This is a genomic window from Streptomyces sp. NBC_01478, assembly GCF_036227225.1.
In the GTDB taxonomy this organism is placed as follows: Bacteria; Actinomycetota; Actinomycetes; order Streptomycetales; family Streptomycetaceae; genus Streptomyces.
The window spans coordinates 8,292,971-8,318,707 of sequence record NZ_CP109444.1 but is presented as its reverse complement, the minus strand read 5'-3'; the positions used below and the strand labels follow the sequence as shown (position 1 = coordinate 8,318,707).

21 protein-coding genes are annotated in these 25,737 nt (G+C 69.1%); 7 read left to right on the top strand and 14 right to left on the bottom strand.

Features of this window, described 5'->3' with window-relative positions:
- Positions 1 to 18: 18 nt before the first annotated feature.
- From OG223_RS37740 to OG223_RS37705, 8 genes are all read right to left on the bottom strand, one after another.
- A complete protein-coding gene (locus OG223_RS37740; protein WP_329258633.1) occupies positions 19 to 1,362 on the bottom strand; it encodes an alpha/beta hydrolase-fold protein in 1,344 nt (447 codons plus the stop codon).
- The gene (locus OG223_RS37735; RefSeq protein WP_329258630.1) at positions 1,359 to 3,032 is read right to left on the bottom strand and encodes a carboxylesterase/lipase family protein; all 1,674 of its coding nucleotides are present in this window, start codon (positions 3,030 to 3,032) and stop codon (positions 1,359 to 1,361) included. Before OG223_RS37735 ends, OG223_RS37740 begins: the two co-directional genes overlap by 4 nt.
- A gap of 82 nt (positions 3,033 to 3,114) precedes the next feature.
- Positions 3,115 to 3,600 carry a hypothetical protein gene (locus OG223_RS37730; protein WP_329258627.1) on the bottom strand — a complete coding sequence of 162 codons (486 nt, stop codon included), beginning with the start codon at positions 3,598 to 3,600 and terminating at the stop codon, positions 3,115 to 3,117.
- Positions 3,584 to 4,075, bottom strand: coding sequence for an RNA polymerase sigma factor (locus tag OG223_RS37725; RefSeq protein ID WP_329258624.1), 492 nt, complete (start codon positions 4,073 to 4,075; stop codon positions 3,584 to 3,586). Before OG223_RS37725 ends, OG223_RS37730 begins: the two co-directional genes overlap by 17 nt.
- 47 nt (positions 4,076 to 4,122) lie before the next feature.
- The gene (locus OG223_RS37720; RefSeq protein ID WP_329258621.1) at positions 4,123 to 4,764 is read right to left on the bottom strand and encodes a class F sortase; all 642 of its coding nucleotides are present in this window, start codon (positions 4,762 to 4,764) and stop codon (positions 4,123 to 4,125) included.
- Positions 4,761 to 5,138 (bottom strand): sortase-dependent protein, encoded by a 378-nt coding sequence (locus OG223_RS37715; protein WP_329258619.1) that lies wholly within the window; start codon positions 5,136 to 5,138, stop codon positions 4,761 to 4,763. The genes OG223_RS37720 and OG223_RS37715 overlap by 4 nt, the downstream gene beginning before the upstream one ends.
- A 169-nt stretch (positions 5,139 to 5,307) precedes the next feature.
- On the bottom strand, positions 5,308 to 6,747 hold the full coding sequence (gene lpdA, locus OG223_RS37710) for a dihydrolipoyl dehydrogenase (RefSeq protein WP_329265686.1): 1,440 nt from the start codon (positions 6,745 to 6,747) through the stop codon (positions 5,308 to 5,310).
- A gap of 74 nt (positions 6,748 to 6,821) precedes the next feature.
- Positions 6,822 to 7,895: an ABC transporter permease gene (locus OG223_RS37705; protein ID WP_329258617.1), complete on the bottom strand. Its 1,074-nt coding sequence runs from the start codon at positions 7,893 to 7,895 to the stop codon at positions 6,822 to 6,824.
- Between the two features lie 79 nt (positions 7,896 to 7,974).
- Here OG223_RS37705 and OG223_RS37700 point away from each other — a divergent pair, with 79 nt between their 5' ends.
- On the top strand, positions 7,975 to 8,427 hold the full coding sequence (locus tag OG223_RS37700) for a MarR family winged helix-turn-helix transcriptional regulator (protein ID WP_329258614.1): 453 nt from the start codon (positions 7,975 to 7,977) through the stop codon (positions 8,425 to 8,427).
- A gap of 101 nt (positions 8,428 to 8,528) precedes the next feature.
- On the opposite strand, the gene OG223_RS37695 is transcribed toward OG223_RS37700, so the two are convergent.
- Complete coding sequence (locus OG223_RS37695) at positions 8,529 to 9,848, bottom strand: amidohydrolase family protein (protein WP_329258611.1); 1,320 nt, start codon at positions 9,846 to 9,848, stop codon at positions 8,529 to 8,531.
- Positions 9,849 to 9,920: 72 nt separating this feature from the next.
- Positions 9,921 to 11,111, bottom strand: coding sequence for a trans-sulfuration enzyme family protein (locus tag OG223_RS37690; protein ID WP_329258609.1), 1,191 nt, complete (start codon positions 11,109 to 11,111; stop codon positions 9,921 to 9,923).
- Between the two features lie 183 nt (positions 11,112 to 11,294).
- Between OG223_RS37690 and OG223_RS37685 the strand changes: the two genes are divergently transcribed.
- Positions 11,295 to 11,744 (top strand): Lrp/AsnC family transcriptional regulator, encoded by a 450-nt coding sequence (locus OG223_RS37685; protein ID WP_329258606.1) that lies wholly within the window; start codon positions 11,295 to 11,297, stop codon positions 11,742 to 11,744.
- A gap of 3 nt (positions 11,745 to 11,747) precedes the next feature.
- Here the strand turns inward: OG223_RS37685 and OG223_RS37680 are convergent, their stop codons facing one another.
- Positions 11,748 to 12,596 carry a PhzF family phenazine biosynthesis protein gene (locus OG223_RS37680; protein WP_329258602.1) on the bottom strand — a complete coding sequence of 283 codons (849 nt, stop codon included), beginning with the start codon at positions 12,594 to 12,596 and terminating at the stop codon, positions 11,748 to 11,750.
- Positions 12,597 to 12,769: 173 nt separating this feature from the next.
- On the opposite strand from OG223_RS37680, the gene OG223_RS37675 reads away from it, so the two are divergent.
- A complete protein-coding gene (locus OG223_RS37675; protein ID WP_329258599.1) occupies positions 12,770 to 13,765 on the top strand; it encodes an Lrp/AsnC ligand binding domain-containing protein in 996 nt (331 codons plus the stop codon).
- A gap of 36 nt (positions 13,766 to 13,801) precedes the next feature.
- Here the strand turns inward: OG223_RS37675 and OG223_RS37670 are convergent, their stop codons facing one another.
- From OG223_RS37670 to OG223_RS37660, 3 genes are read right to left on the bottom strand one after another with little or no spacing between them, the layout of a single operon-like run.
- The gene (locus OG223_RS37670; protein WP_200685131.1) at positions 13,802 to 14,014 is read right to left on the bottom strand and encodes a hypothetical protein; all 213 of its coding nucleotides are present in this window, start codon (positions 14,012 to 14,014) and stop codon (positions 13,802 to 13,804) included.
- Positions 14,014 to 18,327 carry a DUF6531 domain-containing protein gene (locus OG223_RS37665; RefSeq protein ID WP_329258592.1) on the bottom strand — a complete coding sequence of 1,438 codons (4,314 nt, stop codon included), beginning with the start codon at positions 18,325 to 18,327 and terminating at the stop codon, positions 14,014 to 14,016. The genes OG223_RS37670 and OG223_RS37665 overlap by 1 nt, the downstream gene beginning before the upstream one ends.
- Positions 18,317 to 18,679 (bottom strand): hypothetical protein, encoded by a 363-nt coding sequence (locus tag OG223_RS37660; RefSeq protein WP_329258589.1) that lies wholly within the window; start codon positions 18,677 to 18,679, stop codon positions 18,317 to 18,319. Before OG223_RS37660 ends, OG223_RS37665 begins: the two co-directional genes overlap by 11 nt.
- 486 nt (positions 18,680 to 19,165) lie before the next feature.
- Between OG223_RS37660 and OG223_RS54015 the strand changes: the two genes are divergently transcribed.
- Genes OG223_RS54015 through OG223_RS37645 form a run of 4 tightly spaced genes read left to right on the top strand, consistent with a single transcriptional unit; the run spans position 19,166 to position 25,717 of the window.
- Entirely contained in the window at positions 19,166 to 21,172 is a 2,007-nt protein-coding gene (locus tag OG223_RS54015) for a TniQ family protein (protein WP_443073782.1), read from the top strand.
- Between the two features lie 38 nt (positions 21,173 to 21,210).
- Positions 21,211 to 22,092 carry a TnsA-like heteromeric transposase endonuclease subunit gene (locus OG223_RS37655; RefSeq protein WP_329258586.1) on the top strand — a complete coding sequence of 294 codons (882 nt, stop codon included), beginning with the start codon at positions 21,211 to 21,213 and terminating at the stop codon, positions 22,090 to 22,092.
- Entirely contained in the window at positions 22,089 to 24,467 is a 2,379-nt protein-coding gene (locus tag OG223_RS37650) for a transposase (RefSeq protein ID WP_329258583.1), read from the top strand. Before OG223_RS37655 ends, OG223_RS37650 begins: the two co-directional genes overlap by 4 nt.
- Entirely contained in the window at positions 24,464 to 25,717 is a 1,254-nt protein-coding gene (locus tag OG223_RS37645; RefSeq protein ID WP_329258581.1) for an AAA family ATPase, read from the top strand. The genes OG223_RS37650 and OG223_RS37645 overlap by 4 nt, the downstream gene beginning before the upstream one ends.
- Positions 25,718 to 25,737: the final 20 nt, after the last annotated feature.

The window sequence follows — 25,737 nt, the reverse complement described above, 5'->3', positions numbered from 1 at the left end:
TCGATTGCTGCCTCCGGCTCAGCCCGCGACCTGCGGGAAGAAGGCCGTGCGGGTCAGGAAGTCCTTGAGGTCGAAGCGCCATGCGAACCAGTTGTGGCCGCCGTTGACGAATCCGGGGATCGTGGGGACGCCCGCCCTGTTCAGCAGGGCGGTCTCGCTCGCGTGGTAGTAGTGGCTGGGGTCCTGCCAACCGCCGCCGACGAAGATCCTCACCTGCCGGAGTTCGGTGGTCTGTTCGGCGGTGAGCGCGGTCGGGAGGGTGTAGTTGCCGCGCAGGCCGGGGCTCATCGCGCCGTACGAGCCGAAGGCGGTGGTGTGCTCGAAGAGCAGCGAGTTGGTGAGCGAGGCGCCGTAGCCGAGGCCGGCGGCGGCGCGGCGGGGCGCTTCCGTGGACACGCGGTAGTGCGACTCGACGTACGGAACAAGGGTGTTGAGCAGGTTGGCGTCGAACGACGCGTAGCCCGTCGAGTCCGGGTAGCCCGCCGTGTTGGGCATCACCACGACCATCGGCTGGATCTGGCCGGTGGAGATCAGGTGGTCGAGGATGTTGCCCGCGTCGCCCTGGGTGCTCCAGTCCATCTCGGTGCCGTCGCCGCTGAAGAGGTAGAGCGTCGGGTACGGCCGCGCGCGGTGCGGGTCGTAGCCGGGCGGGGTGTAGACGGAGAGGTGGTTCTCACCGGGTGGGGTGAGCGAGGTCGGGGACCGGTAGGTGACGTGGGTCAGCGTGCCGTGGGTTCGACTCGGGCCCTGCCAGGCGTAGTCGACCGTGTCGAAGGTGGGGTCGGCGGGGACGTACACCTGGCTGGTGGCCTCGACCGTGCCGGTCGCCTTGCCGTCGTGCTCGTTCCAGGGCGGGTTGGCAGGGTCGGAGTGTGCGGTACAGCCGGTCTGGGTCGCGTCCGCGCAGTCGACGTAGAACGAGTAGGTGAAGACGCCGGACGGGAGGGGTGTGGTGTACGTCCACACTCCGTCGGGGCCTCTCTTCATGTCCACCACCGGCCAGTTGGCGGCCGGGGAGTTGGGGTACGCGATCGGGATGTCACCGGGCCGCCAGTGCGCGGGCGTTGTCCCCGGTGTCTCGACGGTGCCGCCCTCGGGGCTGGAGAGGGCGGAGAGTTCGTAGGGGTTCGCGAAGTACCACTCGCCCTTGATCTGGACACGGGTGGCCCTGGGGTCCCGGTAGCGGAAGGTGACCTGGTAGCCGGTGGGGGCGGTGCGGGTGTGGGTCACCTGCGGTGAGAGGGGGCGCGTGGCGGAGCCGTGGGCGGCGGCCGTACTGCCGCCCACGGTCAGGAGAAGTGCGGCGAGCAGGGCGAGGAGGTGGCGAAACCGCCTCGCCCCACGACGAGTTGGTGCCCTCACGCCGAACCCAGGCTCTGCCAGAAGTCCAGGTCGTGTTCCTGGGCGAAGTCACGCGTGGCCTTGGAGCAGGCGGCCGGCGGCCGGTCGCCCGACGGGGCGGTGTCGCAGGCCTTCAGGGACATCAACTCCCCTGTCTGGGTGCGGTACTTCGGCCAGGTCGGGGTGCCGGAGCCGTTCGGGTCGCCGGTCGTGGTGAAGTGGTCCCAGAAGGCGATCATCTGGCGGGACAGCTCCAGTTGGTCGTCGTCGTACGGCAAGGTCTGGCCGAGGTAGTCCCAGAGGTAGCCGAGGTCGTCGACGTGGATGGCGCCGCCGAAGGGGAAGTCCCGTGCCGTGGCGCTCTGTTGCTGGAGGCGGAAGATCGAGGTGAAGTGCGGGGTGTCGCTCTCCGCGAACTCGTAGGCGTACGTCGGCACCCATCGCGACAGCCGTGCCATCAACTGTTGGCGGTCGTAGGACGTGGAGCCGTTCTGGACCGCCGTCCAGGCCTGGCCCGGGGTGGGGTAGGCCGTGAGCGGGTACTCGGCGAGGACCTCGGCCGCGTTCGTGCCGTACGTCGACCTCACCGCCTGGGTGTACTGGTCGGCGGTCATCGGTGTGCCGAGGTAGTCGTAGTTCTGGAAGGTGAACAGGCCGCGTTCGCTGTTGGTCTGGCCCAGCATGACCGGGACTTTGGTGAAGGCGCCGGTCTGTACGGCCGTTGCCGGGTCGGTCGGGAAGGCGGCGCCGCCGAGGGACGGGCGGACCGGGGCCTTCAGTTGGGCGGCGACGATCGCGGCGGCGGGTGCGGTGCGCAGACAGGCCAGGACGTCGGGGGCGGTGGCGCAGCCGATCTCCTTGACGAAGGCCCGGCTCTGCGTCTCACCGGCCGCCGCCGACTGGAGGGTGCAACCGCCGCTCATGACGACCGCGCGGGCGAACAGGCCCTTGGCGGTGGGCGAGGCGAGCTGGTCGCAGACCGAACTGCCGCCCGCGGACTGGCCGGCGATGGTGACGTTCCCGGCGTCGCCGCCGAAGTGCCCGATGTTGGACCGCACCCAGCGCAGCGCCGCCTGCTGGTCCAACAGGCCGTAGTTTCCGGCCCCGTCGGCGTTCTCGGCGCGCAGTTCGGGGAGGTTCAGGTAACCGAGCGGGCCCAGGCGGTAGTTGACGGTGACGACGACCGCGCCGGTCTGCTGGACGAACTTGCGCGGATCGGTGTCCTGGCCGGCGCCGCCGAAGAAGCCGCCGCCGTGGATCCAGACCACGACCGGGGCGTCCGCTCTACTCCCTTGCGGGGCATAGACGTTGAGGGCGAGGCAGTCCTCGGTGGTGATCGCCTTCTCGTAGCCGGGGTCCCAGCCGGAGGGCTGGGCGCAGCGGTCGCCGAAACGGGAGGCATCGCGGATGCCGGTCCAGGAGGGGGCGGATCGAGGGGCCGTCCAGCGGTCGGCTGCGGTGGGGGTGGCGGCGTAGGGGATGCCGAGCCAGGCGTCGTAGCCCGTCTGGGCCTGACCCTTGAGCTTGCCGGCGGTGGTGGCCACCACCAGGGGCGTGCGTTCCGAACTCCCTTGTGCGGGAGGGGACTTCAGTGCGTGTACGGCGATCGGGGACAACAGCCCGAGGCCGAGCACGCTCGCGGTCGCCAGGATGGTGCGGACTCTGCTGCGGAGTGTGATCGTCCTTCCCATGACCCACTTGTGTAATCGCTTGGCAATATTGTCGGCAAGATGCGCGACAGGATTGGCTGCAATTACCCCTGTGGCGCGGGAGTTACCGCGTGCGGGTCGGTACGGCCGAGGGGGCGACGGTTCGGGACGCCGGTGAGGCCGCCGACGCCGATGCCGTGGGGGCCTGGGACGGTTCCGTGGTGGGGGCGCTCGCGCGGCTCGGGTCCCGGGAGCTGTCCGGGGACCCCGGGCTCGCGGCGGGGCTGGGGGTCTTCGTCGGGGACGGGGCGGGCGGGGTCGTAGGACCGCTGCTCGCGGGGGGTGGGGCGAGGGGGACCGTGGGGGTCGCGGGTGCGTCGTGGTGGGCCAGGCGGAAGGGGAGGGCGGCGAGGACGAGTACCGCGCAGGTCGCGCCGGCGCCGACCGTCGCGCGGAGCAGGCGGCGGCGGTTCGCGCCGCGGCGAATCGACTCGTAGCGGCCGTGGGGCGGGCCGAGGTACTCGGCGGAGGAGGGGCGCAGGATGACCGTGAGGGGGTCGTCGAGGTCGCGGCCCGGTTCCCCGTCTCCCTCGTCAAAGTGTGTGGTCAAGGCTTCTCCTCAGGTGGGCGCGGAGCAGTTCGCGGGCCGCGTGGAGGTCGGCCTTGACGGTTCCTTCCTTGCGTCCGGTCAGCACGGACACCTCCCGGATCGGCATGTCGGCGTAGTAGTGCAGGAGGATCGGGACGCGCAGTCGTTCGGGCAGCGACTGCACGAGCAGCCGTACGGACGGATCGGTCTGTTCGGTCGGCGGCCGGATCGCCTCCTCCGTGGTGGCGCGGCGGACCGCCCGGCGTTCACGCTCCATTTTGCGCCAGTGGTCCCGGACGAGGTTGGCCGCGGTGACGTAGAGGAAGCCGCGCGGTTCCGCCACCTTCGTCCAGCGCGCCCAGAGCCGGGTGAACGCCTCGGAGGCGATCTCGTGGGCCGTCTCGTCGTCGTCGACGAGACGGCGGCACCAGCCGGCGAGGCGCGGATAGACGGCGGCGAACAGTTCGGACGCTGCCCTCTCGCGGGACCGTTTCAACGCTCTCCATGGTCGTGACGTGCAAAGTGGCTACGGGGTACGGGAATTCAGCCGGTCAGCGTGGCGAAGACGATCACGTTGTCGAGGTATCCCGTTCCGGTGCGGGTCCCGCCGCAGGTGATGAGACGCAGTTCGGGGTGGGCCACGTTCCCGTACACCTCGTCCGACGGGAAGTCGGCCTTGGCGACCGTCCGTACGGTGGTGACGGTGAACGTGGCCGTCGTGCCGTTCTCCAGGCCCGCCTCGATCCGGTCGCCCTTGCGCAGGTGCGCGAGGTGCCGGAAGACGCCGTCCCCGTACGCGCCGACGGTCACATGCCCGAGGATCACCGACGGTCCGGTCTGGCCGGGCGTCGGCGAGTGCCGGTACCAGCCCGCCCGGTCGTGTGCCGTGATCGGCGGCACCTGCACGGTGCCGTCCGCGGCCAGCCCCAGTTGCATGACCGGGGTGTCGACCCCGATCGCCGGGACGCGCAGGGTGACCGGGACGGAGCGGGCGAGGGCGTGCGCTGTGTCGGCACCGGCCTTCGCGGACGGCGTCGAACTCCCCCGCGTTGAACTCCCTTGCGATGAACTCCCCTGCTGGGGAGCGGAGTTCGCGGCCGGGGTGGTCGTGTGACCGCCGCCGCAGCCGGCGAGCAGCGATGCCGTCGCCGCGGTGACGAAGGCGCGCCTGGAGAGCGAGGTCATACGCCGGTCGTCCTCCGACGCCGTACGACGACGAAGGCGCCGCCGCCGGCGACCAGTGCGGCGGCTCCCCCGCCGATCAGCGTGGTCGACATGCCGCCGGACGACTTCGCCGCCGGCACGACACCGGTGTCGGGGGCACCGACGGGGACCGCGGCGACCTGGCTCGGGGCCCGGGTGGGCTCGGCGGACGGTTCGGCGCTGGGCGCGGTGCTCGCGTCCCGGGTGGGGGCCGCGGTGGCGCTCGGCGCCGTGGACGGCGAGGCGGACGGGGTGCGGGTCGGGGCCGCGGAGGCCCCGTCCGCGAACGCGGGCGCGGCGCTCGCCAGGACCGCGCCGCAGGTAAGTGCCAAGGCGCTGAGGACAGTTCGGCGCATGAATCGCTCTCTCTCGTCGGCCGCGCCGCCGGTTCCGTGGGCAGGACCGGCGGCGGGACGGGCAGTTGATCGAGCGGAGAGACGAGGCAGCGGGCGGGCGGGTTGTAAAGAGCTGGCAAAGTCCCCGGAGGGGTGGTGAGTCGGGCGGCGGGCCGGGCCGGGCCGGGCGTCACATGTTGATCATGTGTCCGGCGAGGCCGTGCACCGCTTCCTTCACCGCCTCGCCCAGGGTCGGGTGGGCGTGCACATTGCGGGCGACCTCGTGGACGGTGAGGTCCCACTGCTGGGCCAGGGTGAGTTCGGGGAGGAGTTCGGTGACGTCGGGGCCGATGAGGTGGCCGCCGAGGAGTTCGCCGTACTTCGCGTCGCTGATCAGCTTCACGAATCCGGTGGTGTCGCCGAGGCCGTGCGACTTGCCGTTCGCGGTGAACGGGAACTTCGCGACCTTGACGTCGTGGCCCAACTCCCGTGCCTGCGCCTCGGTGTAGCCGAAGCTGGCGATCTGCGGCTGGCAGTAGGTGGCGCGCGGGATCATCGCGTAGTCCAGCTCCATCGTCTCCGCGTCCGCGAGGGTCTCGGCGGCGATCACGCCCATCGCCTCGGCGGCGTGCGCGAGCATCAGCTTCGCGGTGACGTCGCCGATGGCGTACAGGTGCGGGACGGACGTACGGCAGCGGCCGTCGACGTCGATCGCGCCGCGCTCGGTCAGCCGTACGCCGGTGTTCTCCAGGCCGTAGCCGGTGACGTTCGGCGCGAAGCCGATGGCCTGCAACACCTTGTCGGCTTCGAGGACTTGCTGGGTGCCGTCCTTTCCGGTGACCGTGACGCGGACCTGCGGGCCGGACTCGTCGATCGACTCGACGCGGGTGGAGGTGAGGACGTCGATGCCCAACTTGCGGTACTGCTTGGCGAGTTCGGTGGAGACCTCGATGTCCTCCAGGGGTGCGACCCGGTCCAGGAACTCGACGATCGTGACCTTCACGCCGTAGTTGTGCAGCACGTACGCGAACTCGATGCCGATCGCGCCGGCGCCCGCGATGACGATCGAGCGCGGCAGGTCGTCGGCGAGGATCTGCTCCTCGTAGGTCACCACGCGCGCGGTGCGCTTGGTGCCGGGCAGCAGCCGGGGGGTGGCGCCGGTCGCGATGATGCAGTGCTCGAAGCCGATCGTGCGGAACTCGCCGTCGTAGCCCGCCACTTGGAGGGTGTGCGGGTCGAGGAAGGTGCCGCGGCCGTCGATCTCCGTGATCTTGTTCTTCTTCATCAGATAGTGGACGCCCTTGACCCGGCCGTCCGCGACCCGGCGGCTACGGCGGAACGCCTCGCCGTAGTCGAAGGAGACCTCCCCCTCGACCTTGATGCCGAAGGTCTTCGCCTCGCGGGTGAAGATGTGCGCCAACTCGGCGTTGCGCAACAGGGCCTTGGTCGGGATGCAGCCCACGTTCAGACAGACACCGCCCCAGTACTTCTCCTCGATCACCGCGACCCGCTTGCCGAGTTGGGCGGCACGGATGGCGGCGACGTAGCCGCCGGGGCCGGCGCCGAGTACGACGACGTCGAAACGGTCGTCCGGCCCACCCTGCGCGTCCTGCTGGCCCTGCTGGTCCATCGAAAGATCCTTTCCCACGGGGAAGTCCACGCCCTCCAGCATGCCGCGCCTGCCGACGACCACGGGCATCGGCGCTACGGCGACTGCGGCTCCCCCGCGTCCGCCGGCGGGGTCCCGCGCCGGTACACGTCCTTCAGATAGAGCACGAGGGCGGCGCCGAGCACCCACACCGGGAGGATCACCAGGGCGCGGGTGAGGCCGTCGTTCTGGAAGCGGGACAGGCCCTGCATCGCGCGGACTCCGACGCCGACCGGCAGGATCTCGGAGAGCGGGCGCAGCCAGCCGGGCAGATAGGCGGCCGGCATGATGCCGCCGCTGCTGCTGTTGCCGAGGATCAGCATGAGGATCGAGGCGAGGGTGACACCGGCCGAGCCGAACAGCCGTAGCAGGACCATGGTCGTGGCCGCGACCGCGGCACCCATCAGGGAGATCACGACGACGAGCGGCAGGAAGGAGCCGGGCAGCGCGCCGAAGCCCGTGCTTCCGGCGATGGCGGCGATCAGCAGGCCGCCGACGATGCCGAACAGGGCCAGGCTGGCCATCCGCCAGCGGTACTGGAGGCGGGGCGCGAGTTGGTAGGTGGTCATACCGAAGAGGTAGCCCGCGAGGACCAGGCCGAAGGCGGCGTAGAAGACGGAGAGGCCTCGGGTGTCCCCCGCTGCCGCCGGGGCGACGTCCTCGACGGCGAGTTCATGGTGCTCGGCGTGCGCCACCGAGCCGAAGGCGGTGGTCACGGTCGCGGTGACGGCGGCTCCGTTGGCGCTGCCGTAGAGCAGTGTTCCGTCGCCGAGGTAGGCCGCGTAGATCTTCCTGTCCTGTACGGCGTCGCGGGCGGCGGACTCGTCGGGGTAGGTCTCGACACTGAAGCCGCCCGGGGCGATGCGGTCGAGGTCCTGGCTCAGGCGGGCCTGCGCGGTGCCTATCTCCGTTGTGCCGACGCGGAGTTGATGGGGGCGCGGGGCGTGGAAGGCGGCGAGGTAGACGCTGACGAACACGGCACCGATCAGCAGCACGACCGCCACGGGGAGCAGGACGGCACGCAGGTTTCCGGGGCCGGGGGGTGGATGGGCCACGTCCAGGGCGTGCTTGTGCGGCTGTCGGGGTGCGCCTGTGGTGCCGGTGGCTCGGGGGGCTACTTGCTGGGACATCGGAGCGGTCCTAGATTAGAAGGCAACTGATATTATTTGTACATCACAATCAGGTGCCTTACAAAGAGGGGTCCACCCTGTGAACCATCCCGACCGCCGTACCGGCTACGTGGCCTGGCAGATCGGCCAGATCATGGCGGCCCGGATGGAGCGCGCCCTGCGCCCGCTCCGGCTGACCCTCGCCCAGCACCGGGCCCTGATGCAGGCCGTCCTCGACCCGGGGGTGTCCAGCGCGACCGCGGCACGCAGGGCGGCGATCACCCCGCAGTCGATGGGTACGGCGGTCAACGGGCTGGTCGAGCGGGGGATGCTGGAGCGGCGCACCACCCCCGGCGACCGGCGCACCCAGCGCCTGCACGCCACGGAAGCGGGCGTACGGCTCGCGGCGGAGGCCGCCGAGACCGTGGACGCGGCCCACGCCGAGGCACTTCGGGCACTGACACCGGCGGAGCAGCAGCAGACCCACGCGCTGCTGCTCAAGTTGCTTGCTTCGCTGAATCCCTCGGCGCTGGAGGGTGGGGACACGGGGTGAGGAGCCGGGCCGGGGTTCAGGTCGGGCTTCGCCGTTGGGGTCGAGGTGGGGCCAACAGGCTTGTGGCCGACGGGTGTTGGCCCAACGGACACCGACTGTTCCTACGCCGGTTCCGGCCGCGGGCGCCATGTACCGTCGAGGGGAATGCCCGCGGCCGCCGCGATCCGGTCCCGGGATGCGAGCAGCCTGGCCCGCAGCGCGGGCAGGTCCACGCCCAGCAGTGCGCCGTCGCGTTTGACCACGCGGCCGGCGACGAGGACGGTGTCGACCAGGCCGGGATGGCCGGCGCTGACGATCGTGCCGGCCGGGTCGGTGACCGGGAACACGGTCAGGTCGTCGGTGCGCAGCAGGACGAGGTCGGCGTCCTTGCCGGGCGTGACGCTGCCGGTCCGGGCGTCGAGCCCGCAGGAGCGGGCGGCGTCGAGGGTGGCGAACTCCAGCAGGTCCCGGGAGCGCAGACCGCCGTCCAGACCGCGCTGTACGGCGAAGGCGGTACGCATCGTGGAGAACATGTCACCGCCGGCCGACGGGACGTCGTCGACGGACAGCGTCGGTCGCAGTCCGGCGGCCAACGCCCGCCCGGTGACCGGCGGTCCGAACCCCATCTTCAGCTCGACGTCCGGGCTGACGGACAGCGAACTGCCCGCGCCGGCGAGCATCCGCAGCTCTTCGTCGCTGATCCCGTTGGCGTGCACGAACGTGGTGGTGTCCCGCAGCAGGCCGTGCTCGTGGAGGTCGGTGACCGTCCCTGCGGCCTCGATGTGGAGGCTGGTGCGCAGGCCGAGTTCGGCCGCCAGCTTCAGCTCCCGGGCGACGGTGTCCATACCGGTGTCGTCGGGGCCGCGCAGGCCCAGCGCCATGGTGACGAGCCCGTCCCCGGACAGCCGATCCCCGGACAGCCCGTCCCCGGTCAGGCCGGAGCGGACCCGGCGGATGTCGTCGTCGACGGGGTCGGCGGTGCCCCAGCCGGCCCCGAGGCAGAAGATCGACCGGCCCGGCGCGTCCCGCAGCGCGGCGACGGCGGCGTCCTCGTGCGCGTGGCTCTGCGCGACGTGGTACCAGTCCAGCATCGTGGTCACCCCTGAGTGCAGGGCCTCCAGACGGCCGAGCAGGGTGCCCGCGTAGACGTCCTCGGGTTGATAGTGGGGCTTGACGGTGCGGTGCATGGCCAGCGCCCACTCGGGGAACGTCCAGTCCGCGCCGACGCCTCGGAACGCGGTCTGCCAGGAGTGGCGGTGGTTGTCGACGAACCCGGGCATGACGATCCGGTCGGTCGCGTCGATCACCTCGGCGTCCGGCGCGTCGACGCGCTCGGCCACCGCGACGATCACACCGTCCTCGATGAGCACGTCACCGCGTTCGAGATCGCCGACGGCCGGGTCCATGCTGACCACGGTGCCGCCGGTGAGCAGGGTCTTCATCGGAGTAACTCCTTACTGGTGGGGGGTAGTTGGAGATGTCGTTCGCCTAGGCGGTGCCGAGGGGCCGACCGCTCACGTGGTCAGGGCCTCGCTCTCCGCCAGCACCGCGTCCGCCGCCGCGACCGCGTCCGCGACCAGATCCGCCGTGTCCTCCGTGCCCGCCGCCAGCCGGACCAGCCCCAACGGGACGGATTCCGCGAGCTGTTCGTCGCTGAGCATGCCGCGCCACATGGACGCCGGATGCACGGCCAGCGACTCCACACCGCCGAGGCCGGCCGACCGGCGCGGGTAGCGAAGCCGGCCGAGAAAGGCGTCGGCCATCTCGAAACCACCCGCGAACTCGATGCCGAGCACCCCACCGAAACCGCTCAACTGGTCTACGGCCAACTTGTGTTGGGGATGGGTCGGCAGGCCGGGATAGTGCACCTTGCTCACCGCCGGATGGGCGTTGAGCGCCTCCGCGAGCGCGAGGCCGTTGGCGTTGTGCCGCGGCACCCGCAGCGGCAGGGTGCGCATACCGCGCAGCAGCAGCCACGCGTCGATCGGGCCGAGCGTGGCACCGGTGAGCAGGCCGACGTCCCATATGCGGTCGAGGAGTTCGGCCGGCCCGGCCAGCACTCCGGCGGAGACGTCCGAGTGGCCGTTCAGGTACTTGGTCGCGCTGTGCCAGACCAGATCGATGCCGAAGTCCACCGGCCGCTGGTTCAGCGGGGTGGCGAAGGTGTTGTCCGCCATGGTCAACACGTCGTGCGCGCGGGCCAGTTCGGCCACGGCACGCAGGTCGGTGATGCGCAGCAACGGGTTGCTCGGGGTCTCCACCAGGATCAGCCGGGTCCGCGGGGTCAGCGCCCTCGCGAACGCCTCCGGGTCGGTCTGGTCGACCAGCGTGGTCTCCACCCCGAGCCGCGGCAGCAGGTTCAGCAGCACCGACGCCGTACCCCCGTAGGTGGACCGCTGCCCGATGACATGGTCGCCGGCGGACACCAGGGCCAGCACGGCCGTGGTGAGCGCGGCCATCCCGGAGGCGGTGACCATGGCCGCCTCGGTGTTCTCCAACTCGGCGACCACGGCGGCGACTTGGGCATGGTTCGGGTTGCCGAACCGGGTGTAGAAGTCCGTGCCCCGCGGTTCCACGGCGCCCCGCGCGAAGGTCTCCGCGTCCTCGGCCGAGAACGCCGCCGTCTGGTAGATGGGCGGGGCCACGGCCCCACTGGGGTGGACCTCGCGATCGGCGTGAACGGTGATGGTGCTCTTGCCCGGCATGGCTGCCCTTCCACGGACTGGCGGGGTGGCTCCGGGAGGCCTGGCTCCGGGAACCGCGTCTCCAAGAAGCGTGACCGACCGACGGTCCGATGTGCCCGATTCTCGGCAACTTTGGCAGCATATTGCGCTCATCAGGGGCGTACGATTGTGGTACTGGCGTCGTCCGCGCAATAATCTGCCGCCATGGACGAGGTGGACCGGTCGATTCTGGCCGTGCTGGAGCAGCACGGCCGCATCAGCAACAGCGAGCTCGCCGCCCGGGTCGGCCTGTCGCCGTCACCCTGTCTGCGGCGGGTGCGGCAACTGGAGGAGGCCGGGGTCATCCGCGGCTACCGCGCGCTGATCGATCCCGCCGCGATCGGCCGCGGCCTGCGGGTCTTCGCGGGGGTACGGCTGATGCGGCACACCCGCGCGGACGTAGTCGCGTTCGAGCGCGGGGTCACCAAGCTGCCCGAGGTGGTCGCCTGCCACCACATCACCGGCAACTTCGACTATCTCCTCCAGGTCGAGGTGGCCGACCTGCCCGCGTACGAGGACTTCCACGCCAACCGACTGGCCACGCTGCACGGCGTGGCGACGGTGAGCAGCTACGTCACGATGAAGACGCTCACCGCCGACACCGACGCCGGATGACCGTCAGAGCGTGACGGTGCCGCGGACGCACACGACGGCGGAGCCGCTGACCCACACGGTGCCGTCCGCGTCGGCGGTGATCTCGATGCTCGCGGCCCGCCCGAGGCGCGTGCCCTGGGAGACCCGGTAGGAGGAGGGCGCGCCGCCGGTCGAGGTGAGCCACTGCCCGACACCGGCGTTCATGCTCCCGCACGCGGGATCCTCGGGCACACCGGCACCGGGGGCGAAGGTACGCAGCTCGAAGCGGTGCCGGTGCCCGTCCGGGTGGGCCCCGATCGCGCCGACCATCGCGTCCGGGAAGCCGGCGAAGTCGGGTTCGAGGGCGAGCACCTCCTCGGCCGTGGCCAACCGCAGCACCGCCCACCCGGGCCCGTTGTCGACCCACTGATGGTCCACGACCCGCTCCCGCTCGACCCCGAACGCGGCCACGATCCGCCGTAGCAGCTCGTCGTCGAGCGCGCCCTCCCGCACCCGGGGCGGAGCCGCGAAGGCCAGCGTGTCCGCACCGCGCCGGACGGCGACCAGTCCTACGGCGCACTCCTGCACGACGCGTTCGGCGTGCCGCGGTGTGCCGCCGCCGTCCAGCCACGCGCGCGCCGAGCCGAGGGTGGGGTGGCCGGCGAACGGCAACTCGCCCTGCGGGGTGAAGATCCGCAGCCGGTAGTCCGCCTCCGGGGTGGTCGGGGGCAGCACGAACGTGGTCTCGGACAGGTTCGTCCACCGCGCCAGGCCCTGCATCTCCTCGTCGCCCAGGTCCGTCCCGTCCAGGACGACCGCGACCGGGTTGCCGGAGTAGGGGCTCGTGGCGAACACGTCGACCTGCGCGAACGGGCGGGTACGCGGCATGGTCATCAGGCCCTTTCACACGGCTGCGACGGAAGCAGGTCCATCCCAACCGGCGCCCGCACGGCGAGGACAGGGCCAGTCACGACAAAGTGGACTGATGTGGGCGGCCGGTGTCAGCATCGATCTGCGCCGGAGACGGATGACCGCAGCACGGAAGATGGACAGAGGACCGGGTCGACATGCCGAAAGAAAGCCACCCTCTGAGCGAGACGGACAGCCGGATCGCGGCCGCGATGCTGGCGTCCCCGCGGGCCTCGTGGCGCACGGTCGGCCGTGTCCTGGGCATCTCGGAGCGCACCGTGGTGCGGCGCGCGGCACCGCTGTTCCACGACAGGACGCTGCGCGCCACCGCCGTACGCAACCCGCTGTGGTTCCCGGACCTGATCCCGCTGGCCCTGCGCATCCGCTGCCGGCCGGACCGGATCGGCGCCATCGCCGCGACCCTGGCCCGCCGCCCCGACACCATCTGGGTGGACATTCTCGGCGGCGGCGACGAGATCTGCACGATCCTGTTCCTGGACGGCCCGGAAGCGCGCAACTCCCTTCTCCTGCGCGACCTTCCGGCCACTCCCGCGGTGCGGTCGTGGACCTCCCACACCCTCCTGCGGGTCTTCCCCGCGGCCTTCGACTGGAGCGGCGGCCTCCTGACAGAGGCCGAGCTGACCGGCCTCCGGCCGGACCGCCCGCGCCGGCCGGACCTCTCCGCCCCATCCGGCCGCGCGGCCCTCCAGCCCCTCGACCACGCGCTGATCACACCCCTGGTCGAGGACGGCCGGGCCTCCTACGCCGAGCTCGCCCGCCGCGCCGACACCACCGCGCTCACCGCCCGCCGCCGGCTGGAGGCGCTGCTCGGCGACCAGGTCGTCAGACTCGCGACCGAGGTCGACCTGGCCGAGCTGGGCATCCGTACCGAGGCCCTGCTGTGGATCACGGTGGCCCCCGGCGGCCTGGAGGAGACGGGCCGCCGGCTCAGCCGCCACCCCCAGGTCCGCTTCACCTCCGCCACCACCGGCCCGGCCAACCTCCTGGTGGCCGTCGCCGCCGCCGACCTCAACGCGCTCTACCTCTTCCTGAGCGACACGATCGGCGCGCTTCCGCACGTCTCGACGATCGAGGTCACGCCGATTCTGAGCGGGGTGAAGAGAACGGGGTTGGTGCGACCGGGAAGCCTGTGAACCGGCCGCACGACGCCGGGCGGCTTCAGCGGCCGCTCAGGCACACGGAGTGATGATCTCCCAGTCCTTCACGGGATCTCCGGTCAGCAGGTACTCGCTCAAGTACAGGTCCGTGTCCTCGTGGAGGTCGTCCTCCAGTTCCCATACGGACTCGCATTCCGGGCACAGGAAGAATTTCCTGCCCGTGTCCTTGCGCTCGTAGCAGCGCACCCAGTCCTGGCCGCAGTGGGCGCAGGCAACCTTTTCCATCAGTTCCAGCTCCTCGGAAAGGCCGTGATCACTTCGTTGCCGTGTTCGACGGTGATCGAAATATATTCTTCTCCGGGGTTGTAACCCACCTGCCGGGCCATCGGGATGATGTAGGTGGTGCGAGCGCCCTGTTGGTTGACCGACACCGCTGCGGCCCGCCGGTTCCATGCCTCGTCGACCGTCTCCAGCACCCCCTGGTTGCCCGTGTCGAACACTCCGTGAGCGGGCTTCGCGGGGTTGTCCCGGGTGTGCTGCATGACGTGGGTGATGCGGTGCCCCTCAGCCGATCCCGGACCGTAGTCCAGCCCTTCGGGCGACCGGTACCAGCCGCCTCCGAGGTCGTCCAGTTCGCAGCCGTACAGACCCAGCGGGTCCGACCAGGTGCCGGGATGGCGGACATACGCCGACGGGTTGGGGGCCGCCGTCAGCCCGAGGGGGTCCTGACTCAGGTAGCAGGCTGTCTCGGGGTCGTAGTAGCGGAAGTAGTTGTAGTGCAGGCCCGTTTCGGTGTCCGCGTACTGCCCCGGGAACCGCAGAGGGCAGTCGGTGGTGGCGGACTCGGGGCCTCGGAGCACCGTGCCCCACAGTGACGTCCGGCCCTGCCATGTCGTCGTGCCCTCGTCGGTCACGAGTTCGGTCGGAGTGCCGACGGCATCCGTGACGACCGCCTGGAAGAGGATCGCGTGGTCGGGTGCCGACTCCTCGGCCAAGCGGGCGAGGAACGAGTCGTCGCGACCGAGAGCCGATCGCCGGTGATCGGTCTGGGCGACCGGCCGATGGGTACCGGGCTCGTAGTCCCAGGTGGTCACCTGGCCGTCCGCTCGCCTCTGTTCGGACAGCCTGGTGTCGTCCCACGAGAAGTCGGTGCGATCGGCCTGCGTTCCGTCGTCCGCCGGCCGGTATTTGGAGAGGCGGCGCCCGAGCGGGTCGTACGCGTATCTCCAGCGTTCGCCGTCCGGTGTGCGGACTTCGGCCAGGCGGTCCTCCGCCGTCCAGGAGTAGGTCCAGCTACGAACCTGACCGTTGAGGAGCTTGCGGGTCCTGCGGACCAGACGCCCCTGGGCATCGTGGTGGTAGGTGGTGCGGCCCGCACGGCGGACGAGGGTGCCGTCGAAGTCACGCTCCCCGGCGGCGCCGTGATCGGGTGCTGTGGCGCCCACCAGGTTGCCGGCCTGGTCATAGGCGTAGGTCTCGGTCCAGCCGTGGGCGCGTACGCCGGTGACACGCCCCGTCCCGTCCAGGTCGAAGTGCCGGGTACCCGTGGTGAGTTCGCGGATCTCCGTCAGATGGTCGTCGGCGCGGTAGGCGTAGGTGCGGTGCTGCAGCAGGTTCTGTGCGTCGGCGGAGCCCGCGGTGAGGGACTGGACCGTGAGGCGGCCGGTCGCGTCCCACTTCTGGGTCAGCAGCACATCGGCGCCGAGACGGCGCTCCGTCTCGTGCCCGGCGGCGTCGTGGGCGAAGGACAGGGCTCCCGCCTCCGAGCGAAGCCCGGTCGGACGGCCCGCCATGTCGTACGTCCACAGCGAGACCAGCCCGGACGGAGTCTCGCGGCGGACGCAACGGCCCACGAGGTCGTAGGCGTAGGCCGTGACGCGGTCGTCGACCGTCTCGCTGAGGACCCGTCCGAGTGTGTCCCGGGCGATGACCAGCCCGGCGTCCCCGTTGACCGCCCGGGCGAGCAGTCCGTCCGCTCCGTACTCGAAGGTCGTCGTCTCGCCGGTGCCGGTGCGTTGTTCCACAACGCGGCCAGCCCCGTCCCGCACGAAGGTCAGCGTCTCCCCGGCTCCGTTGGTCCGTGAGACCAGCCTGCCCGCCGCGTCGTGGGTGTACGTCAGCGCACGCCCGTTGAAGTCGGTTTCGGCCACGAGCCGGCCGGCCTCGTCGTAGCCGTACGACCAGGTGCGGCCTTGCGGATTGACGACCCGTGCCAAGCGCAGTTCGGTGTCGTACGAGAATTGGTAGTGCGCGCCGTCCGGGTCGGTCAGCGTCGCGGGGACGTCGAAGTGCGCTGCCGTGTGGTGCGTCGTGTTGCCCGCCGCGTCCGTGTGGCCGAGCAGGTTGCCCTCGGCGTCCCAGGTCCATGACTCCCGGCCGCCGTCGGGCTGTTCGCGCCAGGCCGGCTTGCCTTCCGCGGTCCAGCCCAGGCGTGTGATGTGGCCCAGCGGGTCGGTCACCGCGACCACCCGGCCGAAGACGTTCCGGCGAATCGTGGTGGTGTGGCCCAACTCGTCCGTCAGGGCGACGGGCAGACCGGCCGGGTCGTACGCCACCGTGCGGGTGTGGCCGAGCGCGTTCGTGATCGCGGTCGGACGGCCCGCCTCGTCGTTCGTGTACCGCGTCTCGGCACCGGTCGGGTCCACGGTCCCGAGCAGATTGCCGCGCTCGTCGTACGTGTGCCGCCAGACCGCCCCGCCCGGCTCGACCACCTCCGTCGGCAGGCCGAGCGCGTTGTACTCGGCCCGCGCCAACGAGCCGTCGGCCAGGGTGAGTTCGGTGAGGAGTCCGTCCTCGTCGTAGGTGTACCGAGTCGTGTGACCCAGCGGATCCGTCACCTCGACCGGCTGTGTCCCGTACGCGTCCCACTCCGTGCGGGTGACATGACCGAGCGGGTCCGTCTCCTCCACCAGCAGGCCTTCGGCGTTGAACCGGTGGACCGAGACGTGCCCCTGGGAGTCGCTGTACGTGGTCGCGTGGGCCGTGTCGTCGTAGGCGAGCGTGCCCGAGAGGATGCCGTCGACGCCCTCGGTGCGGACCACGCGGCCGCGCTCGTCGTAGACGTAACCGAACCAAGTGCCGTTGCGGTCCGTCCACTTGGTGACCCGGCCCTGCTCGTCGTACGTGAACCGCAGTGGTTCGCCGCTGGAGTTGACGACCCCGGCGAGGTTCCCCGACTCGTCGTAGCTGTAGCGCGTCACGACCGTGCCCTCGTCGGTCGCGATGCCGGGCCGGTAGCGGGAAGGCGGCTCGTCCAGCAGGCGCAGGGCCGTGATGCGGGGGCCCTCGGTATCGACGGCGACGTAGTAGCCGCCGGAGTGGCGGAGGCCGAACGGCACGCCCTCGTCGTCGCGTTCGACGTCGATACGGTTGCCGTTGCGGTCGGTCCAGGAGTCCAGCGCCAGGTGGAAGACGCCGAAGGAAGAGGAGGGAACAGGGGCGGCGAAGGTGCGCACGACGCCCGTCACCGGGTCGGTGACCGTCATCGCGCCGTCCGGCTTGCCGTCCCACTCCAGGGGCCAGCGCACGCCCTTCACCGGCAAGGTCGCCACGCCCGGCTCCGGCACCGGGTACACGAGGCGCATGCCGTCCGCCGCGGCGAAGACGACGCCTTCGCCGTCGATCTGGAGGCACTCGTCCAGCGTGGAGATCCAGGTCGGGCCGAAGCACACACCTCCCCGGTACGAGGAGAGGTGGGTGCGGGTGAACTTGAGCGGCAGACTCCCCGGCAGCGTCAGATCCGTCTGCGTCATCAGCATCGCGCCGGTCGCCACGTCGATCGGCTCGCCCACGCACGGGATGCGGTCGGCGTTGCGGGCCGCCGGGCCCAGCTCCACCAAGTCGGGCCGGAGCGACGGCGGACGCAGCAGAAGGGGCGTGGTGTCGCTGAATCCGCCTTCCATGGTCGCCTTCAGGACCCCGCCGCCGGCGCCCAGGGCGCCGCCGAAGATCATGCCGTCCTTGGCCGCCTGGTTGATCTCGTCGAGGCTGAAGCCCTGCTGCAGACCGGTCGCGATCTTCAGGGGCTGGGCGACGGCCAGGTCGACCGTCACCGACTCGACACCGCCGAACGCGGCCGCGACCAACGTGCCCCCGGCGATCTCGGCGATCGTCGTCGAGACCGCGATCCCCAGCCCGGCACCGAACTCGATGACCAGGTCGGCCGCCGCGACGGCCGCGCCGGAGGCCAGACCCGCGGTGAAGAACGCCAGCGCCACCCCGCCCGCGATCACGGCCGCGTCGATGCCGATCTGCGTCCAGAGCTTGTTGATGGCGTCGTCGATCGCGTCGGCGAACTTGTCCAGCGCGGTGGCCATTTGGCGCGCCGAGTCGGCCAGATCCTTCAGCCAGCCGCTGTCGTCCCCCTTGGCGCTCTTCGCGTACCGGCCCCAGAACTTGTCGAACGCCTCGATCGACACACCCGTGTTGTTGTGGATGATCGACGACGCGCTCTGCTGCACCGGGCCGCGTACGTCGTCGACGGCGTCCGCGAAGGTGCGCCAGGCCGTCGCCGCCGACCGCAGCTTCCCGGAGTCGGCCTCCGGCCACCACAGGCCCAGATGCAGCAGGATCTTCCGGGCCTCGTCCTCAACGCTCACCGGCACCGTCCGACGTGCCGACCTTCACTTCGGTGAACATCCCGGCGATCAACTCGTCGTTGTCGACATGCCCGTCCGCCATGTCGGCCATCGCCTCGTGAATACTCGTCAGACCCAGCACCAGCGTGCCCGCCGCGCTCTCGATCTTCTTCTGCAACGGCTTGTAGGAGTCGCCGAACTCCTTGCCCTGCTTGTCGTTCCCCCAGGGCTCACCCAGCCCGTCCAGGGACTTCACCAGCGCGGTCAGCGCCTTGCCCAGATCGACTGCCGCCGTCTGGAAGTCCGGTGCCGCCCGCTTCACATCGGCGGTCTTGATGTCGAGGACCTTGGCCGGGTCCTTGCCGTCACCCATCGCGCGTTCCCCCGTTCGCAGTCGCAGCCACGACCCTAGAAGAGTCCGACCAAGGAATACCCATGCCTTGGTCATGCGAAGGCAACGTTCCTGCTCCCGTGCGTGTGACCAGGATCGGTAGTTGACACCGGGCAACGTTCGTGACCTGCGCTGATGCCAAGTAGCTTCAGCGGACCGAGTCGGGAGTCAGAGGCATAGTTGGCACTTTGGTACAGCGCCCCACCCCATCCGTTCACACTCGAACTTGTTCACCCGAACGCATGACCCTCCATTCAACAACCAGCCGCCGATGGGTTACTCGTCGTACTGTCAGCGCCGATCGCATCGGCGAAATGGGGGGCCGAAGGAGGTGACCGGAGTGGGTCAAATAGGTCACTCTCAGCGCAGTGAGCGTTGTGACGTCGCTGCCGCTCTGTCGACATGTGCAGCTCAAACAAATTTCCGAACGGTTGCCGTGGGAACTGAGCAGCATGCGCAGAGGTCTGCGTGGTGAGCGCCTCGACAGCCCGGCAACTACCCCGAGCGCTGGTCCCGTTGCCCGGCGAGTCTCTGCCAGGACTGTTGTTACGCCTGTCATATCGCTTAGAGCGCGCGCCGCACCGCATTGCTGTTCTGTGTGGCCTACAAAAAGGCTACCGCGTACCGGCCTCCCACCTCCTCAGGTTGCCCGACGCCCTGGCCAGCCAATTCGGTAACTGCCTGCGCCTTTCGGCCGCCGAGGCTGAATCCCTAACCCTTCGCAGCCTGAAGGACACATACCTGCCGCTGGCTTCTATGCCAAGCGGCGCCCGGCTTGCCAACCCAACATCGGGCATGAACTGGTCATTTAACCTCTCGAGCCGCTTCTGCCCTCGATGCCTGCACGGGGACGGAAGCTCCATCCAACGGGCATTCGGGGGCCCATGGATACTAAGTTGGCACCTGCCGACTACTTTCGCATGCCTGAAACATCACCAACTGCTAGCGAGTAAATGCCCCACATGTGGACAGCTAGTCAACGGATTCACAGATCAACATGCCGGTCTAATCTCCAACCCCGGAATCCCTGAGTTACACCCCTTACAGTGCCGCAATATTATACCCTCTAACAATCGACCACTGCGCGGTGGCAAGGCGCATATCCTACCCTGCGGAAACCGGTTGGACCAAGGGTCTGAAATAGCAGGTTTCGGCCTTCCATCCGAAGACACCAACCTACTCCTTGAGTTGCAGCAAAGGATGAACAAGAACCTGGAGGAAAGCGGGCTGGGGGCACCACAGGATACCTATCTTTCAGACTTGATCCTGGCCACTGTGTTGATCAAACTGAGCTGGCCTCTCGGCTCAACGCTTCTCCCATCGGAAACCTTGAAGACCAGCCTTGACGTGCACGCTGCCCCGATCTCAGCACTGGCCACCACCCAGCATGACGATCCCAATTCGAGAACTCGTCTAGTTGGGTCACGAAGCCTTCCTCAGGAAGCAGCCCACTGCGGCGCCTTGCTCCTGGCTGCAGAGGAACTACTCGGCGATCGTGACGCGACGTCATTGCGGGAACGGGTGCAACCGCTTGCCCAGGCAGCACACAAAAAGACTCCGCGATACCTATTTAACCTAATGAATTTAACAGCCATCTCTCCCGCGATGGCGCGCGCTGCAGCTCGGCGGGCTCATGGTTTTCCAGAAGCCCCCGCGCGACGATCCTTCACCCCGCAAGGCACGTTTCAGCTGAAAAACGTGCCACCTTTCCTTCCTGAGTCATGGTTCGACGCGCACTTCACTGACTTCATGAGCTACTTGCCTCGCCCCACCCCGCGGATGGTACGCCAATTGCGGCGCGGTTCCACGCTGCGACTCGCTGAGCTGGCCTCTGGCATGCCCTGGTATCGATGTTCGGAAGCTCTAGGTATTCCCAATAAGGCTGCGCGAGGCACAATCTCACTATTGGGACGGGAACTCGGGCCTGCGCACCTCTGGCCGGCATTCGAGGCCAGGGTCGCAGCGATCGCCCGCCAGCTCGCGAACAATCACACGGACTATTCCAGGCGGCTCCGCACACTGGCCGATTGGCGACTTCCTCTAGAAGATTGGATGGTGCTGTGCGACCTGCCCTTGATGGACGGCTTGAGAGCCAAGAAAGATGCCGCACCTGGAACAGTCTTTGTATGGAGCGAGTCCACGTCGGCCGAGTATCTCCATAGTCCCTTAATTCAGGAAATGAAGCGAAGCGGAGAGTGCACAGTTCCGGCGAGGAGGGCGGCCGCAAAACTCTTTGCCCCTGATCGTCCGACAGGCGACCGACGAAGGCTCCGAAAACGGCTCAGGATGTATACAGCCCGGCTTACGCACGCTTGTGACCTTGGCCAATGCTTGCGAATTGACGTTGAAGCTCTCGTGGCGCGAGAGAGCCAGATCGAGCAGGGACGTGTGGCTCGGCGGGATGAGAGTTCGCCACCCGCACCGCAACAGTCTCAATTCAGCAGGGCAGACATCATAGCGTCGCCGCGCTCTTGAGATTCGGATCATGAGACAAAAGGCCAGAGGAGCCGCAGGTGAACTCGACCGATTTCAGGCGAAGTTTGCGATTGACAGCGGCAGTGCCCTCGAGTCCCGCATGGTCGGATGCATGCACCCTGGAGGATCTCGCCGTGCTAGATACGGGGTTCACGGACTACGCGCAGGCCTTGGACCTCAACAATGCATGGCCGGTTTGCTGGAGCACGACCTGGAAGTTCGGCCAGACTCCGATCACCAGCCCGGTGCGCGACCTGGACAAGGTGGATCTCCGGCGGAGCGTTCCGGTACGCCGCTTCACCTGGCGCACGGACCAGTTCCACCGCCCCGGGCTCGAATACTTGATGGCGACGGACCGGCACCACGGTTTCGAGAGCCATGAAGAGGAGCGGCTGCTGCTGGTCGCCGACTTCGCCGCCGGCCTGGTGGAGGCCCTGTGCCAGCCGTTCCGGCTGCGGTTCCTCTCCGAAGGCAAGGCGATCCGGCACACCCCGGACTTCCTGCTGGTGACGGAGTCCGGGCTCTTCCTGATCGACGTGCGGCCAGCCGACCGGATCAAGCCGGAGGATGCGCTGAAGTTCGCCGGCACGGCGGAGGTCGCGCTGTCGGCGGGCTGGCAGTACGGCGTCGTGGCGGGGTGGCGTCAACACGTGTGGACGAACGTGGATGCGCTCTCCGCGGAGCGGCGCCCGCTGCCGGATGTTCTGGGAATTCAGGGACAGTTACGGAAGGCGGCAGCGCAAGGCCCGTTGCCGTTCGGCGAGTTGGCGGAACGCTGCCGAATCCCGGCAATCGCCCGGGCCCATGCGATTCACCTGCTGTGGCATCGCCACCTCGGCGTGGATCTCTCCGGGCCGTTCGGGGATGCGAGCCTGGTTCGGCTGGCTCCCCAGCAGCATCACCGGGATCTGCCGCAGTGATCACCGCACTCGATCCCATGTGGAACCTGACGCCGGGCTCCGAGTTGATCATCGGCGGCAGTGCGTGGCAGATCAAGTCCTGCCTGCCCCATCTCGGGAGGGTCACGCTCGTCGACGAAGACGGCGAGACGTGGAAGACCTCGCTGAGCGAACTGATGCATCGCCCGGACTGCCGCCCCTCCACACGGACCCGCACTGGCCTGCCGGCCGCGGACCGGGGTCGGCAGCCCAAGGCGATGGATGACCTGGAGGAGCACCAACGCGAGATCGTCATGCTTCGCATGGAGCACCTGCGGGAGGCCGAGACGGGGTATCGCAGCGGCGATCCGCTCGACGCACTCCCGCATGAACCGCGTCCGCAGTACGACCCGGAGACCACGACGCTGACCCAGCGTCGGCAGGCGAAAGCGAGAGAGCTGCGGAAAGCCGCAGCCGAAGCCCCCACGCAGGCGAAGGCGGACGGGCTGCATCGGGCGAGTGTGCGCACGCTGATCCGCTGGGACACGGCACGGGCGAAGTACGGTCCGATCGGCGTCGCGGACGACCGATGGTTGCGCGAAGCGACCGGGCATGCGATCTCCCCCGAACTGCGCGAGGCGCTGTTCGCGGTGTACGCCGAGGCTACGGATCGCCGCTCGAAGCTGACTATGCGGGACAAAGAGCGACTCATCCACCAGTACGTGAGCGAGGTCTTCAGCTCATCGGACGCCGAACCCACCGCCGCTGAACCCGCTGATACAGCAACCGTGAAGATCCCCAACTACGACACCCTGCGGGCCATCTGGAAGGAGTGGTTCGGCTCCAACGGGGCGCGGCAGCGCTACGCACGCTCGGCGGCGAAGGCAAAGCAGTACGCGACCGGCCGGCACATCGTGGTGCACCGGCCTGGCCAGGTGGTGGCGCTGGACAGCACGGTGTTGCCGGTGAAGGTGTTGGACAACGTGTTCGGTGACCCGGTGTCCGTGCATCTGACGCTGGCCGTGGACGTCTACACCCGCTCGATTGTGGCGTTCCGGCTCAGCCTTGTCTCCGACAAGTCGATCGATGTGGCGATGGTGCTGCGGGACATGATGATGCCGCTGCCGATGCGCCCGGACTGGGGCAAGGCCGTGGAGTGGGCCTACCCCGGCGTCCCCAACACGGTGGTCGCGGAGTTCGCCGGGTACGAGGTCGCCGGACTGCCGTTCTTCGCTCCCGAGACTGTCACCACCGATCATGGCTCCGTCTACCGCAACCACCACCTGGTCGAGGTGCAGCGGGTCATCAAGGCGAACATCAAGCCCAGCCGCGTCCTGCGCCCCACCGACAAGCACTCCGTGGAGCGGACGTTCGGCGCCATCAGGTCGCTGCTGTTCGCCCTCCTGCTCGGCTACCAGGGCACAGACGTCGCTGACCGTGGCGTGGACCCGGAGGCGGATGCCTGTCTGACCGTGACGGAGATGGAACACCTCATCGCCACCTGGGTCGTGGAGACCTGGCAGAACCGGCGCTTCGGATCGTACGCCCCGAGCTGGGACCCGCGCGGCGACCACAGCCCCAACAGCCTGTTCGCTGCGGCGATGTCCCAGGGCGGCTTCGCCCTGCGGATCCCGCCCGCCGAGCTCTACTACCAGCTCCTGCCGCGGCACAAGGTCATGATCCACGGCAAGCGAGGCGTGAAGATCAAGAACCTCTGGTACGACGGGGCGGCCCTGGATCCCTACCGCGGCGAGTTGTCCCGGCGCGGTGGGAGGAACAAGAACAAGTACGTCGTCCACCGCGACCCGCGCGATCCGTGCTTCGTCTTCTTCCAGGACCCGAATACACACGACTGGCACACACTGCGCTGGACTGGTCTGTCCGAGGAGGGCGAGGTGCCCGCCTTCAGTGACGCCCGCGTGCGTGAGGCCATGCGGGAACTCCGCAAGAGGGGCCTGGCGCCGAAGGCGGACACCGAACTCCTCCCGGTGCTGCTTAAGTTGATCGGCGGCAACATCCCGGTCGAGAAATGGCCCACCCAGCTCTCCAAGCGACAGCGCACCGAGCACGCACGTGAAGTCGCCCAGGCGGCCTCGGCGGCCGCCGACCGCCCCGCGAACGCGGTCAAGAAGGAACCACCGGCGCAGCCCGCCCCTGTTCCCTCGGCGCGGGCCGATTCCCCCGACGCCAAGGTCGTACCACTGCGCCCGAAGGGTCGCGCTCAGCAAGTCCACGATGCGGTGAACAGCGAACGCCGACGCCGCCGCGAAGCCGCGGTCCCCAACCAGCTTTCCACACCCCCCGATCTCTCCGAACGGCTGCGCTCTTCAAGCCTGTTGGCGCTGCTAGATGACGACTTCGACGATGACGACGCCACCATCACGGCCGGCGAGGCCGAGGAAGAGGCCAGCCAGTGACCTCGAAGCAGAACCCGCTGTCGTTCCTCCCTGGCCCGGCGGTGGACCGCACCACGTTCGAAGGCTGGAACCGATGGTGCGAGACCCGCAACACCTTCGTCCCGGCGCCGATCCTCATAGCTGAGGAGTACGGCCGCCTGTCGCCGCGCCGACAGCGCATCCACGACCTTCATCGACTCGCGACGCACAGCTCCCTGCCGATCCAGGCCACTCCCATGAGCGAACGCGTCGACCACGCGGTGCTCGCCCGGGTCGAGGACGGCGCCTACAGTCACAAGGCCGGGACCCGCGGCGGCATCATGGTCAACGGCGACGGCGCCCAGGGCAAGACCGAGACGATCTGCGAAGCCCTGTCCGTCTTCCAGGAGGAGTGGCTGGCCCTCCACAACTACGTGAACCCCGACGCCATGCCCGGCACCCGCGACCTGGTCGCCCCCGTCGCCTACGTACGGTGCCCGGTCAGGGCCACGCCCATCTCCACCTGCCAGCGGATCCTTGACTTCTACGGCGAGGACTACAAGGGGATGCGCTTGGAAGACCTTGTGCGCACGGTCAAGACCGCGGTTATCGAGCACGCCACGAAAGCCCTCGTGATCGACGACATCACCCGCCTCAAGCTCCACCGGGAGGCCGACCAGGACGTCCTCGACCTGATCCGCGAAATGATGAGCATGCCCGTCACCCTCGTCCTCGTCGGCGTCGGCATCCCCACCTCGGGCCTGCTGCGCGAGGGCCGCCGCGACCCCAAGACCCAGGAGTGGATCTACGAGCCGGTCAAGGACCGCGGCCGCAGCCCCAACGACCACGCCGCCAGCCAGCACGAACGCCGCTTCCAAGTCGTCGACCTCGGGCCGTTCAGATACGTCACACCTGCGGAGATGGAGGCCTGGATGGCCCATCTCCTACGTCTGGAAGGTGAGTTGCGGCTGCTGAACAACACTGCCGGGATGCTCACCCAGGGCGACGTGCCCGAGTACTTGTACAACCGGACCGGAGGCGTGGTCGGCATCCTGGAAAAGCTCGTCCAGCACGGCTGTCGCCGAGCCATCGCGGACAAGAGCGAGCGGCTGACGAAGGACCTCTTCAACCAGTTCACCGTCACCCCGGGCGACATGCCCGACCTGGACGCAGAGTCCGGCGAGCAGCCCAAGATCCCTGCCCACAAGCCCACTTCAGAAGGAAAGAAGCCGAGGGGCCGCGATACCGTCTTCGACGACGACGGTCCTGCTGCAACTGGCGAGGCCGGCTGACTGAGGTGGCGCACCGGCCC

What these genes read in the sequence shown, in the direction of transcription:
- OG223_RS37690 (WP_329258609.1), bottom strand. Translation starts at nt 11,111, where the DNA reads ATGCCGGGCAAGAGCACCATCACCGTTCACGCCGATCGCGAGGTCCAC.
- OG223_RS37675 (WP_329258599.1), top strand. Translation starts at nt 12,770, where the DNA reads ATGCCGAAAGAAAGCCACCCTCTGAGCGAGACGGACAGCCGGATCGCG.
- OG223_RS37660 (WP_329258589.1), bottom strand. Translation starts at nt 18,679, where the DNA reads ATGGGTGACGGCAAGGACCCGGCCAAGGTCCTCGACATCAAGACCGCC.
- OG223_RS37715 (WP_329258619.1), bottom strand. Translation starts at nt 5,138, where the DNA reads ATGCGCCGAACTGTCCTCAGCGCCTTGGCACTTACCTGCGGCGCGGTC.
- lpdA (WP_329265686.1), bottom strand. Translation starts at nt 6,747, where the DNA reads ATGGACCAGCAGGGCCAGCAGGACGCGCAGGGTGGGCCGGACGACCGT.
- OG223_RS37695 (WP_329258611.1), bottom strand. Translation starts at nt 9,848, where the DNA reads ATGAAGACCCTGCTCACCGGCGGCACCGTGGTCAGCATGGACCCGGCC.
- OG223_RS37720 (WP_329258621.1), bottom strand. Translation starts at nt 4,764, where the DNA reads ATGACCTCGCTCTCCAGGCGCGCCTTCGTCACCGCGGCGACGGCATCG.
- OG223_RS37680 (WP_329258602.1), bottom strand. Translation starts at nt 12,596, where the DNA reads ATGACCATGCCGCGTACCCGCCCGTTCGCGCAGGTCGACGTGTTCGCC.
- OG223_RS37670 (WP_200685131.1), bottom strand. Translation starts at nt 14,014, where the DNA reads ATGGAAAAGGTTGCCTGCGCCCACTGCGGCCAGGACTGGGTGCGCTGC.
- OG223_RS37705 (WP_329258617.1), bottom strand. Translation starts at nt 7,895, where the DNA reads ATGTCCCAGCAAGTAGCCCCCCGAGCCACCGGCACCACAGGCGCACCC.
- OG223_RS37685 (WP_329258606.1), top strand. Translation starts at nt 11,295, where the DNA reads ATGGACGAGGTGGACCGGTCGATTCTGGCCGTGCTGGAGCAGCACGGC.
- OG223_RS37735 (WP_329258630.1), bottom strand. Translation starts at nt 3,032, where the DNA reads ATGGGAAGGACGATCACACTCCGCAGCAGAGTCCGCACCATCCTGGCG.